The following is a 26,729-nucleotide window of genomic DNA, read 5'->3' on the forward strand; positions in this document are numbered from 1 at the left end:
CGGCCGATACCCCATTGCCTTTGGCCGAACTTCACAGCGCAGCGGCCGGTCTTCCAGTACACACCCGGGCCGCAGCGTCTAGACTGCCGGGGCAAGCCTTGAGAAGGAGTTCCCTATGCTGTTGTTGTGGATCGTGCTGCTGGTGCTGGGCATCGCCTGGCTTGCTCATTGCCGAACGGCGCCGGCCCCTGCTTTGGGGCTGGTGGCTTTGTATTTGCTGGCCATGGGGGTTATCGGCGAAGCACCCGCTGCGCTGATGGTGGTGCTCTGGGTACTGTTGGCCGCTACAGCCGCGTTCATCTTTCTCGGCGAGCTGCGCCTGCGGCTGTTCACCACGCCGCTGTTCAGCTGGTTCAAGCGCACACTGCCGCCCATGTCGGCTACCGAGCGCGATGCCATCGACGCCGGCACCGTGTGGTGGGATGGGCAACTGTTCAGCGGCCGCCCAGACTGGCATACCCTGCTCAATTACCCGCGGGCTCGCCTTACCGATGAAGAACGCGCCTTCATCGATGGCCCCACCGAAGAACTGTGCGCGATGCTCACCGATTGGCAGGTCGGCCAGGCCATGGACTTGCCACCGCAGGCCTGGGCACACATCAAAGCCCATGGTTTCTTTGCGTTGATCATCCCGAAGGCCTACGGGGGCAAGGGCTTCTCAGCCTATGCCCATTCGCAGGTGGCGATGAAGCTCGCCACCCGTTGCGGCGACCTGGCCTCCACCGTGATGGTCCCCAACTCGCTGGGCCCGGCTGAGCTGCTGCTGCACTACGGCACCGATGAGCAACGCGACCATTACCTGCCCCGCCTGGCGCGCGGCGATGAAATCCCCTGCTTCGCGCTGACCGGCCCCCTGGCAGGCTCCGATGCTGGCGCGATGCCCGACGTCGGCATCGTCTGCAAAGGCCAGTGGCAGGGCGAGGAGGTGCTGGGGCTGCGCCTGACCTGGGAGAAGCGCTACATCACTTTGGGCCCGGTGGCCACCCTGCTGGGCTTGGCCTTCAAGGCCTACGACCCCGATCATCTGCTCGGTGACCAGACTGACCTGGGCATCAGCCTGGCGTTGATCCCCACCGACACGCCTGGCGTGAACATCGGCCGGCGCCATGTGCCACTGGGCGCGGCGTTCATGAACGGCCCCAACAGTGGTAAGGATGTATTCGTGCCGCTCTCGGCGCTGATCGGCGGCCAGCCGATGCTGGGCAAGGGCTGGATGATGCTGATGAACTGCCTGTCGGTGGGGCGGTCGATCTCGCTGCCAGCGGTGGGCACTGGCATGGCCAAGTACACGAGCCTGGTGACTGGCCAGTACGCCCAGGTGCGCGAGCAATTCAATGTGCCGTTGAACGCTTTCGAAGGGATTCAGGAATCCCTGGCGCGCATCGCCGGCAATGCGTGGCTGATGGACAGCGCGCGCATTCTTACGGCTAACGCGGTAGACCTGGGCGAGAAGCCTTCGGTGCTCTCGGCGATTCTCAAATACCACCTCACTGAACGTGGCCGTGAATGCATCACCCACGCGATGGACGTGCACGGCGGCAAGGCGATCATCGATGGGCCGCGCAACTACCTGGGCCGCAACTGGCTGGGGGCGCCGATCTTCATTACCGTCGAAGGGGCCAATATCCTTTCGCGCAACCTGATGATCTTCGGCCAGGGTGCGATCCGCTGCCACCCTTTCGTACTCAAAGAAATGGCTGCTGCCCACGATAACGACCTGCGCGGCTTCGACGCTTTGCTGCTGCGCCACCTGGGCTTTGCCTTCGGCAACGCGTGCAGCACGCTGGTGCTGAGCCTGGGGCTGGGGCAGTTGCAACGCCAGCCCGGCGACGCCCTGAGCCGGCGTTATTTCCGCGACCTGGACCGCCTTGCCGCCGCCTTCGCGCTGCTGGCCGACCTGAACATGATGATGCTCGGCGGCGAGCTCAAACGCCGAGAGCGGCTCTCCGCGAGGCTGGGCGATGTGCTCAGCTATCTGTACCTGGGCAGTGCGGCGCTCAAGCGCTACCACGACCAGCAATCGCCCCAGCATCTGCAGCCGCTGCTGCGCTGGGCCATGGATGAAAGCCTGGGGAAGGCCGAAGAGGCCCTGGCCAAGCTGCTCGACAATGCGCCCAACCCTGTACTGGGCGGCCTGCTGCGGCTGGTCATCTTTCCCTTTGGCCGCCGCCATCGCGGGCCGAGCGACCGCACCGACGCCGCGGTGGCGGCCATCCTCGCCCGCGCGCCGGGCGACCTGGCCCTTGAAGACCTGCTTGAAGGCTGCTACCGCCCGACTGATCCGGATGACGCAGTCGGTGCATTGCATGCCGCCTGCAAACGCCTCAGCGCCGTGGCGCCGATTCGTCGCAAATTGCACGCTGCGGTGCGCGCAGGCCAGGTCAAGGCGGGTGCCGGGCAGGATCTGATCGAAGCAGCCGTGGAGCAGGGGGTGCTGCTGGCCAGCGAAGGGCAACAGCTCAAGGCGGCTGAAACGGCACGCCGCGCCGTGATCGACGTGGACGATTTCGCCAAGCAAGAGCTGCTCCCTACCGAAGGCAAGGTCCGCTAAGCGTTACAGCGGCCGGCGCAAGCCTTTATACTGCCCGGCCGTTTTCCCAAGGAGCCTTGTGCCATGACCGTTTCCGCCCTCGAACATCACCTGGCCCTGCTCCGCCACCTGCGCAATATCCTCGGCGCCCTCGGCGAAGCCGAGCAGGTGCCGGAAGAAAGCCATGAACTGTTTCTGGAGCGCTTCGACGAGCTGCTCGAACAACTGCCGCAAGACCCGGTGCAAAGCCAATACCTGGGCCAGGACCTGATCTGCCAGACCATCCAGCGCTACCCTCAGATCGCCCACCTGGTACCACGGGACCTGCTGTGGTTCTTCGCGGGCGACTGCCTGCATTTCATGCCTGACGAAGAGATCGAGCTGTATCAGCAGCTCGATGAGCGGCGCTTCGAGGCCGAGGAGAACGACGAGCCGTTCGACTGGGCTCAGGAGAAGCAGTTGCTGGCCCTGAGAGACGACCAGGCCAGCCGGCACTGACCTTCCCTCGCCGGTGGGCGGCAGTGGCCGGCCCATCAGGCCAGGCGCCGGCCCTAGTGCCGGCGTAACTGCAAAAACCCCACCACGCTGAAGGTGACCAGCATCGACGACGCCACCCCAAGCAGCAATGCCAGCCAGATGCCCACCCAGCTCGCACCCAACCAGATCACCAAGTAAAACGCCACCACCCCCAGTGCGCCGAGCGCGTTGCCACGGATCGTGGAAGCCATCGCCAGCAGGCCCACCTGCAAGTGGCTGAAAACCACCAGCGGCCAGGCGATCACTGGTATCGGCGCCAGCACACCGCTCACCGCCGGCCCCCACCAGGGCGCGCCACCGGTGATCACCAGCAGCAGGGAGGTCGCCGCGATCATGCGTGCCGGAATCTCCCACGGCCGCGACGGGCGCGCACTGGCTGGAAGCACCCGGGCAGGGGCCAGCGGCAGGATGATGCCTATCAGCACCAGGCACACCAGCACCGACAGCCACAGGGAAGCGGCCCATTGCAGCAATGAGCATACCAATGCGAAGCCCAGCACCGCTGCGGCCAAGGCCAGGCCCCAATGCCGGTGTTTGGCCACCTGCAGATAGGCAAGGTAACTGCAGATCACGGCAGCCAGGCCCGCCAGTGCGCTGGGCACTGCGGCCACTGCGAACGCGGGCCCCTGCTCCAGCGCCAGAAAAGCCAGCACCGTCGTGGAGGTGATCGGCAGGCCAGCCAGCAGCCCACCGAGAAACGGCCCCCAGCGCCGCGCAGCCAATGAGATAGCCATCATCAGGCTGGGAGTGATGATCAGTTTGAGAAAAAGAATGTTCATGGCAGGCCAGTTTTCAGACTGGCCTTGAGCCTACTCCATAAGCGAAGCGCTTAGCCATTGCGGCGTGGCGCTTTGCCCGCGCGTCAGAGCGAGTCCGCTTTGGCCGGCCCAGGGCTGGAGCGTAGCTTGATGGGCTCGCGTGCATCGCCGATCGGTACGTCATCGAGCCCGACCATCTCTTCGTGCACCGCAGGCTGCACCAGGAAAAACGGCACCTCCGGCACGCTGGCCAGCACCTTGCGCGCCTCGTCCACCGACGCCACATGCAACGTATCGCCTTTGTCGTTAAGCACCCGTTCCAGCTGCTCGCCGCGCCGCGCGTGCAGGACGTAGGAGCCACCCTCGACGCTGACCAGTTCCAGGGCCTGCACCTCATTGCTGGCGACGAGTTGGGCCAATTGGTGAAGATTCATAGTGATGCCCTCTGTGGCGTGATTTAACTCGGAGGGGCAAAAGGCTGTGCAAGTTTCATTGCCTTCGGGCGATGGGGTCGGCCCCGTTGCCTGGGTGCGCGGCACGGTACTCGCGAGGGGTGAACCCGGTGAGGGCACGAAACTGTCGGCTGAACGCACTGTGGTCGGTATAGCCGCATTGCAGGGCTACCTCGGTGATCGGTAGCGCCGTACACAGCAGGCGGTGCGCGTGCTCGAGCCTGACCTTGTGGATCATCTGCCGCGGTGTGAGATGAAACACCCGCTTGCAGTACCGCTCAAGTTGGGCGACGGAGAGGCCAGCGAGGGCCGTAAGCTCCTTGAGCGTCACCGGCCGCTGGAAATGCTTGCGAATATAGTCATCCACCGCCGCCAGGCGCTGATAGGCAGGGTGGCTGGCTGCAGCGGCTTGCAGGTCGACCGAGGTGCCGGCCAGGCCCATGATGCGCCCGTCTCGGTCGAGCAGCGGGCGTTTATGGGTCAGGCACCAGCCTGGCTCACGGCTGCCGTACAGGTGCAGCTCAAGCTGGTCCTCAAGCACCTCCCCTCGCTCCAGTACACGGCGGTCCTGCTGGGTGTAGCCGGGGCCGAACCGGGCCGGGAACACCTGGGCACTGGTTTTGCCCAGCAGTGGCGCCAGGCTTTTGAGCCCGCAGCGCTCGACCAGCGTGCGGTTAGCCAGCACATAGCGAGCCTGAGTGTCCTTGACGAAAAACACCGCCGTAGGGATGGCATCGAGCAGCGGCAACAGTGCCGCCATGTATGCGGTGAATTGCTGCAGTGACTCGGGGCGCTGCTCGCACAGCGCTTGGAGCGGGCCAAGGGGCATGGCGGGTCTCCGGAACGGGCCTGGGCAGCAGCTTGCACCAGAGCGCCGCGCCCGTCCATCCAGGCCACTGTGCCGATTTCGTCATCTTCAGGGTGCAAAACCCTCAAGCGCTACCGGCCAGGCCGGGTTCATTCTACGCCCCATAACAACTCAGCCAGGCCTGCCTGGCCGCTGCTCACTGCCTATTCCAAGAACCCACAAAAAAGGCATCGCCATGTCAGTGCAAGGCAAGTTCAAGAAGCAATTGTCATTGACCGACCTCACCTTCATCGGCCTGGGCGCGATTTTCGGCTCCGGCTGGCTGTTCGCGGCCAGCCACGTGTCGGCCATCGCGGGCCCGGCGGGCATCCTCTCCTGGCTGCTGGGCGGCTTCGCCGTGCTGCTGCTGGGCATCGTCTATTGCGAGCTGGGTGCTGCTCTGCCGCGTGCCGGCGGTGTGGTGCGCTACCCGTTCTATTCTCATGGCCCTTTGCTGGGGTACCTGATGGGGCTGATCACGCTGATCGCGTTCTCCAGCCTGGTGGCCATCGAGGTGGTTGCCTCCCGCCAGTACGCGGCGGCCTGGTTTCCGGGCTTGACCAAAAGCGGCTCCAGTGACCCGACGCTGCTGGGCTGGCTGATGCAATTGGCATTGCTGTGCCTGTTTTTCTGGCTCAACTACCGCAGCGTGAAAACCTTCGCCAAGGCCAACAACCTGATCAGTGTGTTCAAGTTCGTAGTCCCTTTGCTGGTGATCGTGGTGCTGTTCACCTTCTTTACCCCCGCCAACTTCACCAGCGCAGGCTTCGCGCCATTCGGCCTTTCAGGCGTGGAGATGGCTGTGTCGGCGGGCGGGGTGATCTTCGCCTACCTGGGGCTGACACCGATCATTTCGGTGGCCAGTGAAGTGCATAATCCGCAGCGCACCATTCCGTTGGCGCTGATTCTTTCGGTGTTGTTGTCCACGGCGATCTACGTGCTGCTGCAGGTGGCCTTTCTCGGCGGCATTCCCAGCCAGATGCTTAGCGGTGGCTGGGCCGACATGGGCAAGGCGCTGGCACTGCCCTATCGCGACATAGCCTTGGCACTGGGTGTGGTGTGGTTGGCCTGGCTGGTGGTGGCCGACGCCGTGATCAGCCCCAGCGGCTGCGGCAACATTTACATGAACGCAACCCCCCGCGTGGTCTATGGCTGGGCGCAGACCGGCACCTTCTTCAAGCTGTTCACCCGCATCGATGCCGAATCGGGCATCCCGCGCCCGGCGTTGTGGCTCACCTTTGGCCTGTCGGTGTTCTGGACCTTGCCGTTTCCCTCGTGGGAGGCACTGATCAACGTGGTGTCGGCGGCGCTGATGCTCAGCTACGCCGTGGCCCCGGTGTCGGTGGCGGCGCTGCGCCGCAGTGCTCCGGCCCTGCCGCGGCCGTTTCGGGTACGGGGGCTTTCGCTGATGGGGCCGCTGTCGTTCATCATCGCTGCGCTGATCGTGTACTGGTCGGGCTGGGCGACCGTGTCCTGGCTGTTGAGCCTGCAGATCGTGTTGTTCGTGATTTACCTGATGTGTGGCCGTTGGGTGCCTACCGCACACATCAGCCTTCGCCAGCAGGTGCGCTGCTCGGCCTGGCTGATCGGCTTCTACGCGGTGACCATCCTACTTTCCTGGCTGGGCAGCTTCGGGGGCCTGGGCGTGATCGGGCACCCGCTGGACACCCTCGTCGTCGCGGCCTGCGCCCTGGCCATCTACTACTGGGGTGCGGCGACCGGGGTACCGGCCCATCAACTGCAATTGGACACCGACGAAGACGAGGCCACCGAGGTGGCGCCCGCCGAACATTCACCGTTGCACGCACAGCTGCGTTAAGGCCTTTGCCATGAAGACACTGCACGTTATCGACTCCCACACCGGCGGCGAACCCACGCGTTTGGTGATCGAGGGGTTCCCTGCTTTAACTGGCGCCACGCTGGCGGCCCAGCGTGAGGAGCTGCGCACCCATCATGACCGCTGGCGCAAGGCTTGCCTGCTCGAACCGCGGGGCAATGACGTGTTGGTGGGTGCGCTGCTGTGCCCACCGGTAAGCCCCGGTGCTAGCTGCGGCGTGATCTTCTTCAACAACACCGGGTACCTGGGCATGTGCGGCCACGGCACCATTGGCCTGGTGGCCTCGCTGCACCACCTCGGCCGGTTGGAGCCGGGCGAACACCTGATCGACACGCCCGTGGGCCCAGTGACCGCCACGCTGCATGGCTCCGGTGAGGTCACGCTGGGCAATGTGCCGGCTTGGCGCTATCGCAGCCAGGTCGAGGTCCAGGTGCCTGGCTATGGCCGCTTCATCGGCGACATCGCCTGGGGCGGGAACTGGTTCTTTCTGGTCAACGACCACGGCGAAGACCTTGCTCTGAGCAATGTCGAGCGGCTGACCGACCTCACCTGGAACATGCTCACCGCCCTTCAGGCGCAGGGTATCCACGGTGAAGGCGGCGAACCGATCGACCATATCGAATTGTTTGCCGATGACCCGCAGGCCGACAGCCGCAACTTCGTGATGTGCCCCGGCAAGGCCTACGACCGCTCCCCGTGCGGCACCGGCACTAGCGCCAAGCTGGCGTGCCTGGCCGCCGACGGCAAGCTCGCACCTGGCCAGCCCTGGGTGCAGGCCGGCATCACCGGCAGCCGATTCACTGGGCATTACCAAGCGGGTAACGAGCAGACCGCCCAACGCATCCGCCCGTTCATTACAGGCCAGGCCTGGGTCACCGCTGACGCACGCTTGCTGATCGACGACAGCGACCCCTTTGCCTGGGGCATCTGATTTTCCCACCTATTGGTTTTCGAGGACACACCATGAGCGACACCATTTTTACCGGCTGCATCCCCGCGCTGATGACCCCCTGCACCGCGCAGCGAACCCCTGACTACGACGCGCTGGTCGCCAAGGGCCGTGAGCTGGTGGATATCGGCATGAGCGCGGTGGTGTACTGCGGCTCGATGGGCGACTGGCCGTTGCTGAGCGAGGCACAGCGCCAGGAAGGCGTGGCACGGCTGGTGGCGGCTGGGGTACCCACCATCGTAGGCACCGGCGCGGTGAACAGCCGCGAGGCGGTGGCCCATGCCGCCCATGCTGCCGAGGTCGGCGCACACGGCTTGATGGTGATCCCGCGGGTGCTGTCCCGGGGCTCTTCAGCCAGCGCGCAGAAGGCGCATTTCTCGGCCATTCTGAGCGCCGCGCCGCAACTGCCCGCCGTGATCTACAACAGCCCCTACTATGGCTTCGCCACCCGGGCGGAGCTGTTCTTCGAGCTGCGCCGGCAGCATCCGAACCTGATTGGCTTCAAGGAATTCGGCGGTGCCGCTGACCTGCGCTACGCCGCCGAGCACATCACCTCCGGCGACACGGAAGTGACGCTCATGGTTGGCGTAGACACGCAGGTGGTGCATGGCTTCGTGAACTGCAACGCCACCGGCGCCATCACCGGCATCGGCAATGCACTGCCCCGTGAGGTGCTGCAACTGGTCGCCTTGAGCAAGCAAGCGGCGGCAGGCGATGCTCGGGCGCGGCGCCTGGCCGGTGAACTGGAGCAAGCGCTGGCGGTGTTGTCGTCGTTCGATGAGGGGGCGGACCTGGTGCTGTATTACAAACACCTGATGGTGCTCAACGGAGATGAAGCCTATCGGCTGCATTTCAATGAGAGCGACCGCTTGAGCGCCCCGCAACGGCACTACGCTGAAACCCAGTTCCGGTTGTTCCGCCAGTGGTATGGGCAATGGGCGGCTGAGCAAGGGCTGAGCTGACTCCCCCACGTCGTCGCGCGGGCGTGAAAACACACCGTTCCGCGCGACGCGCCTCCCCTGTTACTAACAGCCCTTACGAGCCGCCATGCCAAACACCTCGGACATCCTCGTCATCGGCGCCGGTATCATCGGCGTCACCTGCGCCCTGGAACTGGCCCGTCAGGGCTTGAAGGTACAGGTGCTCGACCGCCAGGCACCGGGCCGCGGCGCCTCTTTCGGCAATGCCGGGCACCTGGCCACCGAGCAGGTGTTCCCAATCGCCGACCTGTCGATCCTCAAGCGGCTGCCCGCCATGCTGCTCGACCCCATGGGCCCACTGCGCCTGGACTGGCGCTACCTGCCCCGTGCCCTGCCTTGGTTCACCCGGCTGCTACTGAACCTGCGGCCTGCGCCCTTTGCTGGCACTGTCGAAGGCCTGCGCCAGCTCAACCAGGCCAGCCTGCCCGCCTGGCAGCGGATGCTGGCAAGCATAGGCCACAGCGAACTGCTGCATTTGCAAGGCTCGCTGTTGATGTATGAGAAACCCGAATCGCACACAGCCCTGCAAGCGCTACAGCAACGGATGCGCCAGCAGCAGGTGGCGGTCGAGCAATGGCGTGCCGACCAACTGCACCGCGCCGCCCCCGAGCTTGATCGACGCGCCCAGGGCGGGCTGTTCTTTCCTGAGACGGGGCACTTCATCGACCCTTACACCACGCTGCTGGCGGTGGTGGAAGCAGCACGCCAGGCGGGTGTGGGCTTCATCCAGAGCGAGGTGCTCGCAGGCCAGGTGCTTGCCGACAGCGTCACGCTGCAGACCGCTCAAGGCCAACTGAGCAGCCGCCGCGTATTGATCGCCACCGGGGCGCATTCGGCGAGCCTGGTGAAAAGCCTCACGGGCGTGCAGGTGCCGCTGGACACCGAACGCGGCTATCACCTGATGCTGCCAAACGAAACCGGCCGGCTGCCCTTCGCAGTCACTTCGTTCGAACGGCGTTTTATCATGACCCCCATGGCCGGTGGCCTTCGCCTGGCCGGCACTGTGGAATTCGCCGGGCTCGAGCGCCCGCCCAACCATGAGCGCGCCTGGCAATTGCTGCGCTTGAGCCAGGGGTTGTTCGAACAGGCCCTCGACGCAGAGGGCGCCACGCCCTGGATGGGTTTCAGGCCGTCATTGCCCGATTCGTTGCCAGTGATCGACCAGGCCTGCGGGGGGCGCGTGCTACTGGCTTTCGGGCATCAACACCTGGGGCTCACCCAGGCCGCGGCCACGGCAGAACTGGTCGGGGCACTGGCCGCCGGCAGGCCAGCGCCGGAGCGCTTCAGGGTTGATCGCTTCTGACCTGGCGCGGCTTGACCCATTTGTACCAGGCAATGCCTAGCAGGTACATCCACACTACCCCGGCCACCAATGCCGGGCGTGACTCCTCGAAATACCCCAACACGCCGAAGATGAACACCATGAAGGCGATCGCCAGGGCGGGCGCCACCGGCCACAACGGCACCGCGAATTTCAGCGCGGCCACATCCTGCGCATTCATGCGCCGGCGCAAGATGAATTGCGACAACAGAATCATCAACCACACCCAAACGGTGGCGAAGGTGGCCAGTGCCGCGATCAACTCGAAGGCATTCTTGGGGATCAGGTAGTTCAGCACTACACCGACCCCCAGCGCCACGGCCATGACCAGCACGGTGAGCCACGGCACGCCGTTGCGCGACACCTGCGCGAAAGCACGGGGGGCGTGGCCCTTGAGCGCCAGGCTGTAAAGCATGCGCCCGGCGCCGAACACGTCACTGTTGATCGCCGACAAGGCGGCCGTGATCACCACCACATTGAGGATGGCTGCCGCTGAGGTGACCCCCAGCTTGTCGAAAATCAGCACAAAGGGGCTGCCCTGGCTGCCGATCTGCGGCCATGGGAAGATCGCCATCAGCACCAGCAAGGTCAACACGTAGAACAGCAGGATACGCAACGGCACCGCATTGATCGCCCGCGGCAGCGTGCGTTCGGGGTCCTTGGCTTCGCTGGCGGTGACACCGATGATCTCGATACCGCCGAAAGCGAACACCACCACCGCCAGCGATGCGATCAACCCACTGGCGCCGTTGGCGAAGAAGCCGCCGTTTTCCCAGAGATTGACCACCCCCGTTCCCGTTTGCGCCTGGCCCAGGCCGAAGGCCATGATCCACAAGCCGCCCAGGATCATCGCTACGATAGCGCCGACCTTGACGATCGACAGCCAGAATTCCAGCTCACCGAATACCTTGACGGTGCATAGATTCAGCGCGCCGATCAGGCAGATGACCGACAGCACCCAGACCCACTGCGGGACGTCGGGAAACCAGAAGCCCATATAGATGCCGAACGCGGTGACGTCTGCCAGGCAGACGATGACCATTTCGAACGCGTAGGTCCAGCCGGTGGAGAAGCCGGCGAACGGCCCCATGGCCTGGGTGGCGTAATCACCGAAAGACTCAGGTTCTGCGCGGCGCAGGGCCATTTCGCCCAACGCCCGCATGACCATATAAACGGCAGCACCGGCGATCAGGTAGGCCAGCAGCACCGATGGCCCGGCTTTCTGGATGGCCGAGGCCGAACCGTAGAACAGGCCGGTGCCGATGGCCGACCCCAACGCGATGAAACGGATATGACGAGCGCTCAGCCCTCGTTTCAATCCTGGCTGTGTACTCATTGCAGGCAATCTCCTCTTAGTGCTTGTATTTTAAGAGGAAGCCGCTCCTTCACAGAAGCGGCAGATTGCATTTACAGGCTCGGCAGCAGTGCGCCAGGGATCAACGAGTTGAGGCAGCCACTGGCCAACAAGGTACTGGCGGCTTCGATATCTGGCGCGAAAAAACGGTCTTCCTGGTAATACGGCACCTGCGCCCGCAGCAGCGCACGGGCCTGTTCAAGCTTGGGTGAAGCCTTCAGCCCCTGGCGGAAGTCCAGGCCCTGGCAGGCGCCGAGCCATTCGATGGCGACGATCCCCCGCACGTTTTCGGCCATCGCCCAAAGCCGCTTGCCGGCGTTGGGCGCCATCGACACGTGGTCTTCCTGGTTGGCCGAGGTGGGCAGGCTGTCCACGCTGGCCGGGTGGGCCAGGGCCTTGTTGTCGCTGGCCAGCGCTGCAGCGGTGACCTGAGCGATCATGAACCCCGAGTTGACCCCGCCGTTTTCCACCAGAAAAGGCGGCAGTTGCGACATGTGCCGGTCCATCATCAAAGAGATACGCCGCTCCGACAGCGCACCGATCTCCGCAATGGCCAAAGCCAGGTTATCGGCAGCCATGGCCACGGGCTCTGCGTGGAAGTTGCCTCCGGAAATCACATCGCCCTGTTCAGCGAACACCAGCGGGTTGTCGGACACCGCGTTGGCCTCCACCACCAGTACTTCGGCCGCTTGGCGCAACTGGGTGAGGCAGGCGCCCATCACCTGCGGCTGGCAACGCAACGAGTAAGGGTCTTGCACCTTGTCACAGTTGGCATGGGAGTTGGCGACTTCGCTGCCCTCGGTGAGCAGGTCGCGGTAGGCAGCGGCGGCGTCGATCTGACCGCGCTGGCCGCGCGCAGCGTGGATACGCGCATCGAACGGGGCCCGCGAACCCAGCATCGCTTCTACGCTCAGGCCACCGCACACGGTAGCGGCTGCATAGAGGTCTTCGGCCTCGAACAACCCACGCAACGCATAGGCCGTAGAAACCTGGGTGCCATTGAGCAGGGCCAGGCCTTCCTTGGCTGCCAGCGTCAGTGGTGCCAGCCCGGCCACAGCGAGGGCCTCGGTGGCCGCCAGCCATTGCCCTTTGTAGCGGGCCTTGCCCTCGCCCAGCAGCACCAGCGACATGTGCGCCAGTGGCGCCAGGTCGCCCGAGGCACCTACCGACCCCTTGAGTGGTATGTGTGGGTACACACCAGCATTGAGCAAAGCCAGCAACGCGTCGATCACCACGGGGCGGATGCCAGAAAAACCGCGCGCCAGGCTGTTGATTTTCAGCAGCATGATCAACCCGACCATGGCGTCGTCCAGCGGCTCGCCAACCCCGGCGGCATGAGACAACACCAGTGACCGCTGAAGCTTCTCTAGGTCAGCGGCGGCGATGCGCGTGGAAGCCAGCAGGCCGAAGCCGGTGTTGATGCCATAGGCGGTGCGGCCCTCGGCGACGATGGCTTCGACGCAGGCGACGCTGACCGCGATGCCTGAGGCAGCGCTGGAATCCAAGGTGACCGGCGACGGGTTGAGGTAGAACGCGCGCAGCTGGGCAAGGGTTAGCGTTCCGGGGATGAGATTCAGCGCGGTCATGGCTCAGATTCCTTGATCGATCAGGGGGACGTAATGGGTACTGAGCTGCACGCCAGCGCAGCCAATGCACGAACGGGCAGGCACCGTTTGGCCGCGCCTTTTATGAGGGGAAGGCATGAAGAAGACCTTGTTGTTGTTAATGTATATACATTTACAGTCAATAGAGCTTTTGTCAACGGCTCGATGGCCTGCCGCGCGCAGGGCCAAGCGCACCGGTGCACGCGCAGAGGCTTAGCAGGTAGGGCTATAAGCTGGCGAGAAGGGATCAACAGCACGACGGGGTGCAACGCATAGATCAGAAGGTGCGTGGGCATGCGCCGGCTGGCGGAAGGGGCAGGCTTGGAGAGTGAGAGGAGTACTGAAAACGCAGAAACGAAAAAAGAGGCCGAAGCCTCTTTTCTCTTGATTTGGAGCGGGAAACGAGACTCGAACTCGCGACCCCGACCTTGGCAAGGTCGTGCTCTACCAACTGAGCTATTCCCGCAAAATATGGCGTCCCCTAGGGGACTCGAACCCCTGTTACCGCCGTGAAAGGGCGGTGTCCTAGGCCACTAGACGAAGGGGACGTAAAGCCCCGAAACACCTAAGTGTTTCAGCCTCCGAAGATAACAGCCAGTTGCCTTCGGGTTTTACTCGCCCCGCTTTCGCGTGACGTTTGTAAACTGGAGCGGGAAACGAGACTCGAACTCGCGACCCCGACCTTGGCAAGGTCGTGCTCTACCAACTGAGCTATTCCCGCAAAACATGGCGTCCCCTAGGGGACTCGAACCCCTGTTACCGCCGTGAAAGGGCGGTGTCCTAGGCCACTAGACGAAGGGGACAGGCTACAACTTTCACTACCTGCCGCGCTTCGCTGTGTGCTTTGCGCTGCAAGTGGCGCGCATTCTATGGGGGCTTTGCATAGGCGTCAACCCCCGCTTGGAAATTTATTTAAATCAATAACTTCGCCCCCCAACAGGGTCGTCGTCACAAGGCGGGGCTTCCCTGGTATTGGGCGGGGTGGCAACCGCCCGATACGGCGCCTCTGGGCTATCGAAACGAAGTAACCCGCCACTGACGTGCAACCCGGATCGCCGAAAAGATCCTTCACTCGGCCCGCAGGGCAAGGGCGTGGCGCTGCCTGCGCTGCATGCGCCAGGCGATAACGACGAACAGCCCGGCCGACGCAGCCAACGTCCAGGGCAGGCCGTGTTGCCCTACCCCCATGGCGGCACCACTGGCCAAGGGCCCCAATACGCTACCTATCCCCCAGATCAGCCCGGCACTGGCGTTGGCGGTCACCAAATCCGCGCCCTCGAAACGCTCGCCGATCAATACGATCGCCAAGGTGTAGACCCCTCCTGCCACCGCCCCCAGCACGATCAGGGCGGGCCATAACCACGGCCCACTGCCCATCAGCCACGGCAAAGCAGCCCCGATCACCACCATCAGCAGGCCGCAGGCCAGGTACAGGCGGGGCCGGTCGCTGCGGTCGGCGAGCCAGCCCAGCGGCAGTTGGCAGGCGGCGTCGCCCGCCAGGATCACACTGCTGGTCAGCGCAGCCAACCCCAGGCTGAACCCCAGCGCCGCGGCGTAGACTGGAAACATCGCTAGCACGACGCTATCGAAGAAGCTGAACAGCAACACCCCCATGCACAAGGCCGGTGCCACCTTGACGAAACCCAGCACGGAGAAGCCGCGCCCCTGCTGTTCGCGCAGTGCTGGAGTGGCAGGCATCACCCAACCGATAAGTGCAAGACCCAACGCCAGGCTGGCCAGCACCAGCAGGCTCACCCAAGGCCCCTCGGCGCCCAGCCAGGCCACCGACGCCGGGCCGAGCATCTGGCAGGCGGTAAAGCAAGTGGCATACAGTGCGACCAACCGGCCCCGAGCGTCGACCGGGCTCATTTCATTGACCCAGGACTCGCCGAGGATGATCACCACACCCATGCCCACCCCCATCAGCGCCCGGGCGGCCCCAAGCGCCCAGGGTGAAGCGGCCAGGGGCTCGATGGCGGCGACGCTGGCCGCGCACAGGCCTAGCGCCAAGAGGTAGAGCCCACGCCGGGTAAACCGCCGGCACAACCCTTCGATCATGAACGCCGACACCATCATGCCAACCGCCGGCATGGCCGCCAGCAGGCCGATCAACAGGGTCGGGGCCTGCATCTGGTACATGCGCAAGGCGACCACCGGCAGCGTTGCGCCCATGCCAAGGCCCACCACCGAAACCGCGAAAATCAGCACCGCCAGCACTGCCCTGTTGCTGCCCATAGCTCAACCTTCAGCCTCTGAATACGTAGCCGGCGATGATTGCACATTTACAGCACAAAGCCTTGGCTGCTGCCTCTCTGAAGTGGAACTCCCTCGACACACATTGTCATAAATTTCTACGCCAAGCGTCTGTTCCGCACTGTTCAGCGGCCCCAGGCCTCGGCCCGGGACTGCGGACGCTTGGCCAGCCCATCGTTTTCCGCTACAGGACCCTCAGCATGCAAGACTCCATCGCTATGGCCGGCACGGCCGAGCGCGCGCAACCCAGCCCTCGACGTCTGATTTTCATGACCGTGCTGGTCGCCACCATGGGTGCCCTGGCTTTTGGCTACGACACTGGCATCATCGCAGGTGCCCTTCCCTTCATGACCCTGCCCATCGATCAGGGTGGGTTGGGCCTGAATGCCTTCACCGAGGGGTTGATCACCTCTTCGCTGATCGTAGGCGCTGCCATCGGTTCGCTGGCCAGCGGCTATATCTCCGACCGATTCGGCCGGCGCAGCACATTGCGCTCGCTGGCTGTGCTGTTCGTGCTCGGCGCATTGGGTACAGCCGTTGCGCCGAACGTAAGCGTGATGACAGCGATGCGTTTCGTGCTTGGCCTGGCGGTGGGAGGCGGCTCGGCAACGGTGCCGGTGTTCATCGCCGAAATCGCCGGCCCCAAGCGCCGCGGGCGGTTGGTAAGCCGTAACGAACTGATGATCGTCACCGGCCAGTTGCTGGCCTACATGCTCAGCGCTTTGCTGGCATGGGCACTGCAGCGCAATGATATCTGGCGCTACATGCTGGCCATTGCAATGGTGCCGGGCATCTTGCTGTTCGTGGGAACCTTTCTGGTCCCTACCTCGCCGCGCTGGCTCGCCGCCAAAGGCCGGATCGATGAAGCCGAAGCGGTGCTCAAGCGCCTGCGCGACACGCCCGAGGAGGCTCATCAGGAAGCACTGGAGCTGGGCGACCACGCGCGCGCTGCCAGGAAGCACCCCCCCCTGGGCGAACTGTTGCGCCAGCGCTGGGTGATCAAGCTGCTGTTGATCGGTGTGGGGCTTGGTTTCGTGATTCAGTTCACTGGGGTCAATGCATTCATGTACTACACCCCGATCATCCTCAAGAGCACCGGCCTGGGTACTCATGCGGCTCTGACGGCGACCATCGGCAACGGTGTGGTGTCGGTAATCGCTACGGTGCTGGGTATCTGGGCGATTGGCCGGGTCGGCCGGCGCACGTTGCTGATGGGCGGCCTTTGCGTGGTGATCGTGGCACAGTTGGCATTGGGAACGGTGCTGTCGATGCTGCCTAACAGCTTGCTGCAAAGCTACCTTGCACTGACCTGCATCCTGGTCTTCCTGCTGTTCATGCAGATGTGCATCTCACCGGTGTACTGGCTGCTGATGTCGGAGCTGTTCCCCAATCAGGTGCGGGGCGTGCTCACGGGCGCGGCGGTATCAATGCAATGGGTGTCCAATGCACTGGTCGCATTTGCCTTCCCGATGGCGCTGGAGTGGATCGGCAACGCCACTTTCTATGTGTTCGCTGTACTGAACCTGGGCTCGCTTTGCTTCGTCGCACTGTGCCTGCCGGAAACGAAGGGCAAGAGCCTTGAGGAAATTGAACGCCATTTGAAGAAGGCGCTCTAGCCCCAGGCTCAGGCAGGTGAGGCCCCTCACCTGCCCAAGGCCTGCGGCCACCGCAGAAGGCACCCGTCAGAGGGCGTCGATCAGCGCTTGGTTCTGCTCGGGAGTACCGATGCTGATACGCAGGAACTGGTTGATGCGCTGTTGCTTGAAGTGACGAACGATCACCCCCTTTTCCCTGACTTTAGCCGCGATCTCGGCCGCATCCCGCTCGGAGTGGCGAGCGAACACAAAGTTGGCCGCTGACGGCAGCACGTCGAACCCACGGGCGCGCAGCTGCTCGCTCAGTGCTTCGCGGCTGTCGATCACGGCCTGGCGGGTCTGGTCGAACCAGGCGCGGTCGTCGAAGGCCACTGCCGCACCAGCGATGGCAATACGGTCGACCGGGTAGGAGTTGAAGCTGTTCTTGACGCGGTCCAGCGCCTCGATGAGGTCGGGGTGGCCTACTGCGATGCCCACTCGCAGGCCCGCCAGCGAACGCGACTTGGACAGGGTCTGGGTCACCAGCAGGTTCGGGTACCGCCCTACCAGGGCGATGGCCGATTCGCCGCCGAAATCGATGTACGCCTCGTCCACCACCACGACCGAATCGGGGCTGTTCTGCACGATGCGCTCTACCGCCTCCAACGCCAACAGGCAGCCCGTCGGTGCATTGGGGTTGGGGAAAATGATCCCGCCATTGGGGCGAGCGTAGTCTTCGATGCGGATCTGGAAGTGCTCGTCGAGCGGCACCTGTTCGTGGGCGATGCCGTAGAGGCCGCAGTAGACAGGGTAGAAGCTATAGCTGATGTCTGGAAACAGCAGCGGCAGGCGCTGCTGGAACAGGCCATGGAAGATGTGCGCCAGCACTTCGTCCGAGCCGTTGCCGACGAACACCTGGCCCGGCGTGATGCCATAGAAATCAGCTACGGAACGCTTGAGGCGATCGCTGTTGGGGTCCGGGTAAAGGCGTAGGTTGTCGCCCACCTCGGCTGCCATCGCAGCCAACGCCTTGGGTGACGGCCCGTAGGGGTTTTCGTTGGTGTTGAGCTTGACCAGGTTGGTCAGCTTGGGTTGCTCGCCTGGCACGTAGGGGTCCAGGGTCTTGACGAACGGGCTCCAGAACTTGCTCATGGGTTACTCCCCCTGGTCCAGAATGCGGTACTCGGCGCTGCGGGCATGCGCACTGAGCGATTCGCCACGGGCCAGCACCGAGGCGGTCTTGCCGAGTTCGGATGCGCCGCTGGGCGAGCAGAAGATGATCGAAGAACGCTTCTGGAAGTCGTAGACCCCCAGCGGCGAGGAGAACCGCGCGGTGCCCGACGTGGGTAGCACATGGTTGGGGCCAGCGCAGTAGTCGCCGAGCGCTTCGCTGGTGTGGCGGCCCATGAAGATGGCGCCGGCATGGCGAATCGAAGGCAACCACGCCTCGGGGTCAGCCACAGAAAGCTCCAGGTGCTCGGGCGCGATACGGTTGCTGACTTCGATCGCCTGCGCCATGTCGGCCACTTTGATCAGGGCACCACGGCCCTCCAGCGAGGTACGGATGATCGGCGCACGCTCCATGGTCGGCAGTAGTTTGTCGATGCTGGCCGCTACCGCATCGAGGAATGCGCCGTCCGGGCTTACCAGGATCGCTTGGGCATCCTCATCGTGCTCGGCCTGGGAGAACAGGTCCATGGCGATCCAGTCTGGGTCGGTGCCGCCGTCACAGACCACCAGGATCTCCGACGGGCCGGCGATCATGTCGATGCCGACCTGGCCAAACACATGGCGCTTGGCGGTGGCGACGTAGATGTTGCCCGGGCCGACGACCTTGTCGACCTTCGGCACGCTCTCGGTTCCATAAGCCAGCGCTGCCACGGCTTGCGCACCGCCAATGGTGAACACGCGGTCTACCCCGGCAATGCAGGCGGCTGCCAGTACCAGTTCGTTGACCTCGCCACGGGGGGTGGGCACCACCATCACCACTTCGGCCACGCCGGCCACCTTGGCCGGGATGGCATTCATCAGCACCGAGGACGGATAGGAGGCCTTGCCTCCCGGCACGTAGAGACCGGCGCGGTCGAGCGGCGTGACTTTCTGGCCCAGCACGGTCCCGTCAGCTTCGGTGTAGCTCCAGGAATCCTGCTTCTGCTGCTCGTGGTAAGCGCGCACACGCTCGGCGGCTGTCTGCAGCGCCTGGCGCTGGGCGGGTGTGATGCGCTCAAGCGCCTGCTCCAACCGCGCCCGCGGCAGGATCAGATCGGCCATGGCAGTGGCCTGCACACCGTCGAAGCGCTGGGTGAATTCCACCAGCGCCTGATCACCGCGCTCGCGCACGGCTTTTATGATGTCCAGCACGCGCTGGTTGACCGCGTCGTCCGACACGCTTTCCCAGCTCAGCAAATGGTCCAGATGTCGGGCAAAATCCGGATCAAGGGCGTCGAGTCGGCGTATGGCGGTTGCAGCGGTCATGGCAAGCCTCTGTTTTGGCGGTTATACGGGGTTCTTAATCTATCAGCACCGCGCGCCGGTGGCGGGGAATTTCCGCCAATGGCGCCGATAGCGAGTTGCGTGCAGCGGGCGCCGCGCGCAGGGGAAGTGTCAGTCGCGGTGTCGCGACTCGACGGCATGGCGCAAGGTGTCGATCAGCGCCTGGATGCGGGCGTGCTGCATCTTCATCGATGCCTTGTTGACGATCAGCCGCGAGCTGATATGAGCGATCAGCTCCTGAGGCTCAAGTCCATTGGCACGCAGCGTGTTGCCGGTGTCGACCACGTCGATGATCTTGTCGGCCAGGCCCACCAGCGGCGCCAGCTCCATCGAGCCGTATAGCTTGATGATATCGACCTGCCGGCCTTGCTCTGCATAGTAGCGCTTGGCGACATTGACGAACTTGGTGGCGATGCGCAGCCGGCCTTTTGGCGCAGCGGCACCCACGGCACCGGCAGTCATCAACTTGCAGCAGGCGATGCGCAGGTCCAGCGGCTCGTAGATACCCTGGCCACCGAACTCCATCAGCACATCCTTGCCCGCCACCCCCAGGTCGGCAGCGCCCTGCTCGACGTAGGTAGGCACGTCGGTGGCCCGTACGATCAGCAGGCGAACGCCATCATCGCTGGTGGGGATGATCAGCTTGCGGCTCTTGTCAGGGTTTTCGGTGGGCACGATGCCCGCCTCGGCCAGCAGCGGCAGGGTGTCGTCGAGGATGCGGCCCTTGGACAACGCGATGGTCAGCATGGGAAGGGGGATCCCTAATCAATCGGCCGGGCCAATGGGCCCGGCCAGGCTTCTACTAGCCCGGAACGCGACGAATCTTCGCGCCCAGCATTTGCAGTTTTTCCTCGATGCACTCGTAGCCACGGTCGATGTGGTAGATGCGATCGATCAGGGTATCGCCCTCGGCGACCAGCGCCGCCAGCACCAGGCTCGCCGAAGCGCGCAGGTCGGTGGCCATTACCGGGGCACCCTTGAGTTGGGTAACGCCGGTGACAATGGCGGTATTGCCTTCGACCAGGATGCTCGCACCCATGCGCAACAGCTCGTAGACGTGCATGAAGCGGTTTTCGAACACGGTTTCGATGACCGCGCCGGTGCCTTCGGCCACGGTGTTCAGGGAGATGAACTGGGCCTGCATGTCGGTAGGGAACGCAGGGTATGGGGCAGTGCGCAGGTTCACCGCGCGGGCACGCTTGCCCTTCATGTCGAGCTCGATCCAGTTCTCACCCGTGGTGATGTGGGCGCCAGCTTCCTTGAGCTTCTCCAGCACCGCCTCGAGAATCGTCGGGTCGGTATCCTTGAGCTTGACGCGGCCACCGGTGATCGCGGCGGCCACCAGGTAGGTGCCGGTCTCGATGCGGTCAGGCATTACCTTGAAGTCTGCCGAATGCAGGCGCTCGACACCGTCGATGGTGATGGTATCAGTGCCAGCACCCTGGATATTCGCACCCATGGCGATCAGGAAATTGGCCAGGTCGACCACTTCCGGCTCGCGCGCAGCGTTCTGCAGCACAGTCCGGCCCTTGGCGAGGGCGGCAGCCATCATGATGTTCTCGGTACCCGTAACGCTCACCACGTCGAAGAAGAAGTGAGCGCCGCGCAGGCCGCCTTCGGGCGCCTTGGCCTTGATATAGCCGCCTTCGACGTCGATCTTGGCGCCCATGGCTTCAAGGCCACGGATGTGCAGGTCGACCGGGCGCGAGCCGATGGCGCAGCCGCCAGGCAACGCGACTTCGGCCTCGCCAAAGCGCGCGACCATCGGGCCGAGCACCAGGATCGAGGCCCGCATGGTCTTGACCAGCTCATAAGGCGCAACAAGGGTCTTGATCGCGCGCGGGTCGATTTCGACCGCGAGCTTTTCGTTGATGACAGGCTCGATACCCATGCGGCCGAACAGCTCGATCATCGTGGTGATGTCGTGCAGGTGCGGAAGATTGGAGACCGTGACCGGCCCATCGGCCAGCAAAGTGGCCGCCAGGATCGGCAACGCGGAGTTCTTGGCTCCGGAGATGCGGATTTCGCCGTCGAGGCGAGCGCCGCCGGTAATGATCAGTTTGTCCATAGCACTCTCGTGGCGTAGGGGCTCAGGCGCGCTCTGCCCAGGCGGCGCGGCTGAAGAATTTCATGGTTACGGCATGGATGCTGCCGTCGGCGATCCAGGGATTGAGGTGGCTGTACACCTGCTGCTGACGCTTGACTGGGCTCAACGCCGCCAACTCGTCGCTGATCAGGTTCAACTGGAAGTTGCAGCCTTCACCTTCGACTTCAACCTGCACTTGGTCGAGCTTCTCTTCGAGAAAGCTCTTCACTTCTGTGGCCTGCATGCTCAACCTCTATCGGCGCCCTGTGCGCACGGGTCGGCCATCATACAAAAAAAGCCGGCCGCCTGCGAACACTGTACGCAAGCGGCCGGCCGGGCGGCGGTTCATTCTGCTTCGAGCAGTTCCAGTACGCCGCTGACGTCGGCGATCTGGCAGATGTCGGGCGGCATCGCACGCACTTTCAAGGTTTTACCGCAGGCCTTGGCATCCCGGGCGAAGGCCAGCAGCAAGGCTACACCTACGCTGCTGGCCTTCGCCACGCCGGAGCAGTCGGCAACCACGACGAAGCCGCTGCCGGCCTTCACCAGTTTGCCACCCTCCTCGCGCAGCGCCTTGCCGGTGCGGTAATCGAGCTCGCCGAACAACGCGAGCCCGTCAGGGGCGGCTTCGACCCGCGCCAGGCTCACTGCGCGCCCTGCCCGCCGGTGGCGCCGTCGGTAGCCTGCTTGGCCTTCGCCACTTCGCCGGCCCAGCCGTCGATGGTCTTGTCCAGGTCGTTGCCATTGCGCTGCATGGCGTCAGCGAACTGATCACGGAACAGCTTGCCGATGTTGATGCCATTTACGATGACGTTGCGCACCTTCCACTCGCCGCCGATCTTCTCGAGCGTGTAGGACACCGGATAAACAGCCCCATTGTTGCCCTTGACCTGCATACCGACGCTGGCGCGGTCACCGCTTTCGTCACGGGGTGGGTCGACGGTGATGCCCTGGTTGGTGTACTCGAGCAGCGCATTGCCATAGAACTGCATCAGGCTGCGCTTGAAGTTCTCCTGAAAACGCGTCATCTGCTCAGGGGTCGCCTTGCGCGAGTATTTGACCGTCATGATGCTCCGGGAGATACCGTCGGCGTCTACTACAGGGCCTACGATCCGGTTCAAGGCGTCATAGAAAGCGTTGGGGTTGCTGCGGTACTGCTCGCGGTGAGCGTTCAGGTCGCTTAGCAGCTCGTTGGTAGTGCCCTGCACCACATCGTGGGCCGAGCCCCCCGCCGCCGCATTGGCAGGCACAGCGAGCGCCAGCATCGGCAAGGCCGCCAGCAGTGCCAGGCAAGCGTTTCGCAGGGTCGACATCATGTGACTCACTCCTTTATTTGGCATCTTTGCTCACAGTATTGAGCAGGAATTTGCCGATCAGGTCTTCCAGCACCAGGGCCGATTGCGTGTCGTGGATGGTCCCGCCATCCTTGAGCACGTTCGTGTCGCCACCCACGCTCAGGCCGATGTATTTCTCGCCAAGCAGCCCTGCAGTGAGGATCGACGCGGTGGAGTCGGTGGGCAGGTTGTTCACGTGCTTGTCGACTTCCAATGTCACGCGCCCGGTGAAGGTATCGCGGTCCAGATCGATCGCAGTGACCTTGCCGACGGTCACGCCAGCCATGGTCACCTTCGCTCTGACCGTCAAACCGGCGATATTGTCGAAATAGGCATAAAGTTTGTAGGTGTCGTGTGCCGTCGTGGGGGTAAGGCCGCTTACCCGCAGGGCCAGCAGCACGAGTGCCAGGATCCCGGCCAGTACAAAAAGGCCGACACCGACTTCCAGGGTGCGGTTCTGCATCAGAAATCTCCAAACATCAAAGCGGTCAGAATGAAATCAAGCCCCAGTACCGCCAGCGAGGCGTAAACCACGGTCCGGGTGGTGGCACGGCTGATCCCCTCTGAAGTGGGCTCGCAGTCATAGCCTTGAAACACGGCGATCCAGGTGACCACGAAAGCGAATACAACGCTTTTGATCAGCCCGTTGAGCACGTCATCGGTGAAACTGACACTGTTCTGCATGTTGGACCAGAACGAGCCCTGATATACGCCCAGCCAATCGACCGCCACCCACGACCCGCCCCATATGCCCACCACGGCGAAGATCATGGACAGCAAAGGCAGCGAGATGAAGCCGGCCCATAAACGGGGTGCAGCAATGTACTTGAGCGGGTCGACACCGATCATCTCCAGGCTCGACAACTGCTCTGTGGACTTCATGTTGCCGATTTCGGCAGTCAATGCAGACCCTGCGCGGCCGGCGAACAGCAGCGCAGTGACCACCGGCCCCAGCTCACGCAGCAACGTGAGTGCCACCATCTGGCCCACCGCCTGCTCCGAGCCATAGCGCGCCAGGATGCTGAACCCTTGCAAGGCCAGCACGCCGCCGATGAATACCCCAGAAACCACGATGATCGGCAGCGACAGCACGCCTATCGAATACAGTTGCTTGACCAGCAGCTGGAAGCGCCCGGACGTACCGCCCCGGCCAAGCAGCACATGCATCAGAAACAGGCTGGAGCGGCCCAGTACGCCGACCACATCGATGGCCGAGCGCCCCATCAGGCGAATTCGCCCAATCAAACCAGTGCGGCGCATCAGCGTTTCCCCAGAAAATCGGCAGCCAGCGGCGGCGCAGAGTAGTGAAACGGTACCGGCCCATCCGGCTGGCCCGTCATGAACTGGCGGATACGCGGGTTATCCGAAGCCTTGAGCTCCGCCGGCGTGCCCTGCCCCAGCACCTGGCCGTCGCCGACCACATACAGATAGTCGGCAATGCTGGAGGTTTCGGCCAGGTCGTGGGACACGACGATGCTCGTGATGCCCAAGGCATCGTTGAGCAAGCGGATAAGGCGCACCAGAACGCCCATGGCGATCGGGTCCTGGCCGACGAACGGCTCGTCGTACATGAGTATCTGCGGGTCCATGGCGATGGCCCGGGCTAGCGCTACGCGGCGCTTCATGCCACCTGAAAGCTCATCGGGCATCAGCGCGGTCGCGCCCCTGAGCCCAACTGCCTGCAGCTTCATGAGCACCAGGTCGCGGATCAGGTCTTCGGGCAGGTCGGTGTGCACGCGCAGCGGAAACGCTACGTTCTCGAACACGTCCAGGTCAGTGAACAGCGCGCCACTCTGAAACAGCACACCCATGTGCTTGCGCGCGTCGAACAGATCACTGCGTGACAGGGCCGGGAGGTTCTGGCCGTTGACCCAGACCTCACCTGCCGAAGGCCGCAACTGTGCGCCCATCAGCCTGAGCAGGGTCGTTTTGCCACAACCGGAAGGGCCCATGATGCCCGTGACCTTGCCGCGCGGAATGCGGATGTCGACGTTCTCGAAGATGCTGCGCGCGCCACGCTTGAAGGTCACACCCTTCAGCTCAACCGCGTAGGCGTTATCGGCTGTCATTCAAACTCCTTGCGAAGCGGCCTGGCTCCATGGGACGCCCTGGATTGCGGCCGAGGCACACCCCTGGGCTGGCCGACAAGCGGCGAACTATATCACTGGCAACCTGCATGGCCCACCTTGAGTCTTGAATCGTTTTCAAACAGTGCCTACCTGCATCCGGCCCCACTACGAGAGTTTTCCGAAACGGGGATGAACCGCGCGCAGCATTCCCCTATAATCCCCGCCCTTCCCATTCTGCAACCTGAACGACATGACCTTGCCCAGTGACCTGATCCAGTCCGCGCAGCGGACCATCCGCCTAGAAATAGAGGCAGTCGAAGGCTTGCTGGTTCACATTGGCGACGACTTTGTACGCGCCTGCGAAATGATCATGGGCAGCACCGGGCGTGTCGTGGTCATGGGAATGGGCAAATCCGGGCATGTCGGCAAGAAGATCGCCGCCACGCTGGCCAGCACCGGCACGCCGTCATTCTTCGTTCATCCCGCCGAGGCCAGCCACGGCGACATGGGCATGATCACCCGCGATGACATCGTGCTGGCGCTGTCCAACTCGGGCTCGTCGGCCGAGGTGATGGCGCTGGTGCCACTGTTCAAACGGCTGGGCATTCGGCTGATCAGCCTGACCGGCAACCCCGACTCGCCACTGGCGCAGGCTGCCGACATCAACCTGGGCTCGCGGCTCACCCAGGAAGCTTGCCCGCTGAACCTGGCACCCACGTCCTCCACGACCGTGGCCCTGGTGCTGGGCGACGCACTGGCCGTCGCCCTGCTCGAAGCCCGCGGCTTCACCGCCGAGGATTTCGCCTTTTCGCACCCAGGCGGGGCATTGGGCCGCAGGCTGTTGCTCAAGGTCGAGAACGTGATGCATCAGGGCAACGCCCTGCCCCGCGTCGCACGCGGGGCGAGCCTGCGCGAGGCGTTGGTAGAGATGTCGGGCAAGGGCTTGGGCATGACGGTGGTGGTCGAAGCCGATGGCCGCCTGGCCGGCGTTTTCACCGATGGCGACCTGCGCCGCGCGCTGGACCGCGCGATTGATGTGCGCGAGGCACGCATCGACGAGGTCATGACCCAGCACGGCAAGACTGCACGGCCAGATATGCTGGCTGCACAGGCGCTGAAGATCATGGAAGACCACAAGATCAGCGCGCTGGTGGTGGTCGACGACCACGACCGCCCCGTTGGGGCGCTGAACATGCACGATCTGCTTCGTGCGGGAGTGATGTAATGAACCAGGATCTGCTCGAACGTGCTCGCCGCATCAAGCTCGCGGTATTCGACGTCGATGGCGTCCTCACTGACGGCCGCCTTTACTTTCTCGAAGACGGCAGCGAATTCAAGACCTTCAACACTCTCGATGGCCACGGCATCAAGATGCTGGGCAGCGTAGTCAAGCTCGCCATCATCACTGGCCGCAAGTCTCCCGTGGTGGAACGCCGGGCGCACAACCTGGGTATCGAGCATCTTTACCAGGGCCGCGAAGACAAACTCACCGCCCTAGACGAACTGCTCGGGCAACTGGGCCTCGAATACCAGGACGTCGCCTACCTGGGCGACGACCTGCCCGACCTGCCGGTGATTCGCCGGGTCGGGTTGGGCATGGCAGTGGCCAACGCGGCGCCGTTCGTGCGCCAGCACGCCATGGCCGTGACACAAGCCCGCGGCGGCGAAGGGGCAGCACGCGAATTCTGCGAGCTGATACTGCAAGCGCAAGGCAAGCTCGACCCCTTGCTCGATAGCTATCTATAAGGCCC

General features: G+C 63.7%; 25 protein-coding genes and 4 tRNA genes. 9 read left to right on the plus strand and 20 right to left on the minus strand.

Annotated elements, in window-relative coordinates:
* The first annotated feature begins 115 nt into the window (after positions 1 to 115).
* Positions 116 to 2,551 (plus strand): acyl-CoA dehydrogenase, encoded by a 2,436-nt coding sequence (locus F474_RS15395; protein WP_097089413.1) that lies wholly within the window; start codon positions 116 to 118, stop codon positions 2,549 to 2,551.
* Between the two features lie 63 nt (positions 2,552 to 2,614).
* Positions 2,615 to 3,028, plus strand: a complete 414-nt coding sequence (locus F474_RS15400) for a PA2817 family protein (protein WP_097089411.1) — start codon at positions 2,615 to 2,617, stop codon at positions 3,026 to 3,028.
* 53 nt (positions 3,029 to 3,081) lie between these two features.
* Here F474_RS15400 and F474_RS15405 read toward each other — a convergent pair whose 3' ends face one another.
* From F474_RS15405 to F474_RS15415, 3 genes are all read right to left on the minus strand, one after another.
* Positions 3,082 to 3,846: a hypothetical protein gene (locus tag F474_RS15405; protein ID WP_097089408.1), complete on the minus strand. Its 765-nt coding sequence runs from the start codon at positions 3,844 to 3,846 to the stop codon at positions 3,082 to 3,084.
* 83 nt (positions 3,847 to 3,929) lie between these two features.
* Positions 3,930 to 4,259: a DUF6482 family protein gene (locus F474_RS15410; protein ID WP_097089406.1), complete on the minus strand. Its 330-nt coding sequence runs from the start codon at positions 4,257 to 4,259 to the stop codon at positions 3,930 to 3,932.
* 55 nt (positions 4,260 to 4,314) lie between these two features.
* Positions 4,315 to 5,106 carry an AraC family transcriptional regulator gene (locus F474_RS15415; RefSeq protein ID WP_097089404.1) on the minus strand — a complete coding sequence of 264 codons (792 nt, stop codon included), beginning with the start codon at positions 5,104 to 5,106 and terminating at the stop codon, positions 4,315 to 4,317.
* A gap of 220 nt (positions 5,107 to 5,326) precedes the next feature.
* Here F474_RS15415 and F474_RS15420 point away from each other — a divergent pair, with 220 nt between their 5' ends.
* From F474_RS15420 to F474_RS15435, 4 genes are all read left to right on the plus strand, one after another.
* Positions 5,327 to 6,943 carry an APC family permease gene (locus tag F474_RS15420; RefSeq protein ID WP_176510739.1) on the plus strand — a complete coding sequence of 539 codons (1,617 nt, stop codon included), beginning with the start codon at positions 5,327 to 5,329 and terminating at the stop codon, positions 6,941 to 6,943.
* 10 nt (positions 6,944 to 6,953) lie between these two features.
* Positions 6,954 to 7,892 carry a 4-hydroxyproline epimerase gene (locus F474_RS15425; RefSeq protein WP_097089400.1) on the plus strand — a complete coding sequence of 313 codons (939 nt, stop codon included), beginning with the start codon at positions 6,954 to 6,956 and terminating at the stop codon, positions 7,890 to 7,892.
* 32 nt (positions 7,893 to 7,924) lie between these two features.
* Positions 7,925 to 8,872, plus strand: coding sequence for a dihydrodipicolinate synthase family protein (locus F474_RS15430; RefSeq protein ID WP_097089398.1), 948 nt, complete (start codon positions 7,925 to 7,927; stop codon positions 8,870 to 8,872).
* Between the two features lie 85 nt (positions 8,873 to 8,957).
* Positions 8,958 to 10,193 (plus strand): FAD-binding oxidoreductase, encoded by a 1,236-nt coding sequence (locus tag F474_RS15435; protein ID WP_097089396.1) that lies wholly within the window; start codon positions 8,958 to 8,960, stop codon positions 10,191 to 10,193.
* On the opposite strand, the gene F474_RS15440 is transcribed toward F474_RS15435, so the two are convergent.
* The 7 genes from F474_RS15440 to F474_RS15470 form a co-directional block, all read right to left on the minus strand.
* On the minus strand, positions 10,174 to 11,547 hold the full coding sequence (locus F474_RS15440; protein ID WP_097089394.1) for an amino acid permease: 1,374 nt from the start codon (positions 11,545 to 11,547) through the stop codon (positions 10,174 to 10,176). The genes F474_RS15435 and F474_RS15440 overlap by 20 nt on opposite strands.
* 71 nt (positions 11,548 to 11,618) lie before the next feature.
* On the minus strand, positions 11,619 to 13,151 hold the full coding sequence (gene hutH / locus F474_RS15445; RefSeq protein ID WP_097089392.1) for a histidine ammonia-lyase: 1,533 nt from the start codon (positions 13,149 to 13,151) through the stop codon (positions 11,619 to 11,621).
* A gap of 408 nt (positions 13,152 to 13,559) precedes the next feature.
* Positions 13,560 to 13,635: transfer RNA gene (locus F474_RS15450), tRNA-Gly, on the minus strand.
* A 6-nt stretch (positions 13,636 to 13,641) separates the two neighbouring features.
* Positions 13,642 to 13,717: transfer RNA gene (locus F474_RS15455), tRNA-Glu, on the minus strand.
* Positions 13,718 to 13,814: 97 nt separating this feature from the next.
* Positions 13,815 to 13,890 (minus strand) — tRNA-Gly (locus tag F474_RS15460).
* A gap of 6 nt (positions 13,891 to 13,896) precedes the next feature.
* Positions 13,897 to 13,972: transfer RNA gene (locus F474_RS15465), tRNA-Glu, on the minus strand.
* Between the two features lie 265 nt (positions 13,973 to 14,237).
* A complete protein-coding gene (locus F474_RS15470; RefSeq protein ID WP_097086143.1) occupies positions 14,238 to 15,404 on the minus strand; it encodes an MFS transporter in 1,167 nt (388 codons plus the stop codon).
* Positions 15,405 to 15,622: 218 nt separating this feature from the next.
* On the opposite strand from F474_RS15470, the gene F474_RS15475 reads away from it, so the two are divergent.
* Positions 15,623 to 17,038 (plus strand): sugar porter family MFS transporter, encoded by a 1,416-nt coding sequence (locus F474_RS15475; protein WP_097086141.1) that lies wholly within the window; start codon positions 15,623 to 15,625, stop codon positions 17,036 to 17,038.
* Positions 17,039 to 17,104: 66 nt separating this feature from the next.
* Here the strand turns inward: F474_RS15475 and hisC are convergent, their stop codons facing one another.
* The 10 genes from hisC to F474_RS15525 form a co-directional block, all read right to left on the minus strand.
* Complete coding sequence (gene hisC, locus F474_RS15480; RefSeq protein WP_097086139.1) at positions 17,105 to 18,148, minus strand: histidinol-phosphate transaminase; 1,044 nt, start codon at positions 18,146 to 18,148, stop codon at positions 17,105 to 17,107.
* 3 nt (positions 18,149 to 18,151) lie between these two features.
* Positions 18,152 to 19,471 (minus strand): histidinol dehydrogenase, encoded by a 1,320-nt coding sequence (gene hisD / locus F474_RS15485; RefSeq protein WP_097086137.1) that lies wholly within the window; start codon positions 19,469 to 19,471, stop codon positions 18,152 to 18,154.
* 129 nt (positions 19,472 to 19,600) lie between these two features.
* A complete protein-coding gene (gene hisG / locus F474_RS15490) occupies positions 19,601 to 20,236 on the minus strand; it encodes an ATP phosphoribosyltransferase (RefSeq protein WP_097086135.1) in 636 nt (211 codons plus the stop codon).
* 55 nt (positions 20,237 to 20,291) lie between these two features.
* Positions 20,292 to 21,557 carry a UDP-N-acetylglucosamine 1-carboxyvinyltransferase gene (murA, locus tag F474_RS15495; RefSeq protein ID WP_097086132.1) on the minus strand — a complete coding sequence of 422 codons (1,266 nt, stop codon included), beginning with the start codon at positions 21,555 to 21,557 and terminating at the stop codon, positions 20,292 to 20,294.
* 22 nt (positions 21,558 to 21,579) lie between these two features.
* Positions 21,580 to 21,819, minus strand: coding sequence for a BolA family protein (locus F474_RS15500; protein WP_097086129.1), 240 nt, complete (start codon positions 21,817 to 21,819; stop codon positions 21,580 to 21,582).
* Between the two features lie 101 nt (positions 21,820 to 21,920).
* Complete coding sequence (locus F474_RS15505; protein WP_097086127.1) at positions 21,921 to 22,223, minus strand: lipid asymmetry maintenance protein MlaB; 303 nt, start codon at positions 22,221 to 22,223, stop codon at positions 21,921 to 21,923.
* Positions 22,220 to 22,891, minus strand: coding sequence for a phospholipid-binding protein MlaC (locus F474_RS15510; protein WP_097086124.1), 672 nt, complete (start codon positions 22,889 to 22,891; stop codon positions 22,220 to 22,222). The genes F474_RS15505 and F474_RS15510 overlap by 4 nt, the downstream gene beginning before the upstream one ends.
* A gap of 13 nt (positions 22,892 to 22,904) precedes the next feature.
* On the minus strand, positions 22,905 to 23,372 hold the full coding sequence (gene mlaD / locus F474_RS15515) for an outer membrane lipid asymmetry maintenance protein MlaD (RefSeq protein WP_097086122.1): 468 nt from the start codon (positions 23,370 to 23,372) through the stop codon (positions 22,905 to 22,907).
* The gene (gene mlaE, locus F474_RS15520; protein WP_097086120.1) at positions 23,372 to 24,169 is read right to left on the minus strand and encodes a lipid asymmetry maintenance ABC transporter permease subunit MlaE; all 798 of its coding nucleotides are present in this window, start codon (positions 24,167 to 24,169) and stop codon (positions 23,372 to 23,374) included. Before mlaE ends, mlaD begins: the two co-directional genes overlap by 1 nt.
* Positions 24,169 to 24,978 (minus strand): ABC transporter ATP-binding protein, encoded by an 810-nt coding sequence (locus F474_RS15525; RefSeq protein WP_097086118.1) that lies wholly within the window; start codon positions 24,976 to 24,978, stop codon positions 24,169 to 24,171. Before F474_RS15525 ends, mlaE begins: the two co-directional genes overlap by 1 nt.
* Before the next feature lie 250 nt (positions 24,979 to 25,228).
* Between F474_RS15525 and F474_RS15530 the strand changes: the two genes are divergently transcribed.
* Positions 25,229 to 26,203 carry a KpsF/GutQ family sugar-phosphate isomerase gene (locus F474_RS15530; protein WP_097086116.1) on the plus strand — a complete coding sequence of 325 codons (975 nt, stop codon included), beginning with the start codon at positions 25,229 to 25,231 and terminating at the stop codon, positions 26,201 to 26,203.
* The gene (locus F474_RS15535; protein WP_097086114.1) at positions 26,203 to 26,724 is read left to right on the plus strand and encodes an HAD family hydrolase; all 522 of its coding nucleotides are present in this window, start codon (positions 26,203 to 26,205) and stop codon (positions 26,722 to 26,724) included. Before F474_RS15530 ends, F474_RS15535 begins: the two co-directional genes overlap by 1 nt.
* Positions 26,725 to 26,729 lie beyond the last annotated feature (5 nt).

Source organism: Pseudomonas sp. URIL14HWK12:I12 (genome assembly GCF_003097135.1).
GTDB lineage: Bacteria > Pseudomonadota > Gammaproteobacteria > Pseudomonadales > Pseudomonadaceae > Aquipseudomonas.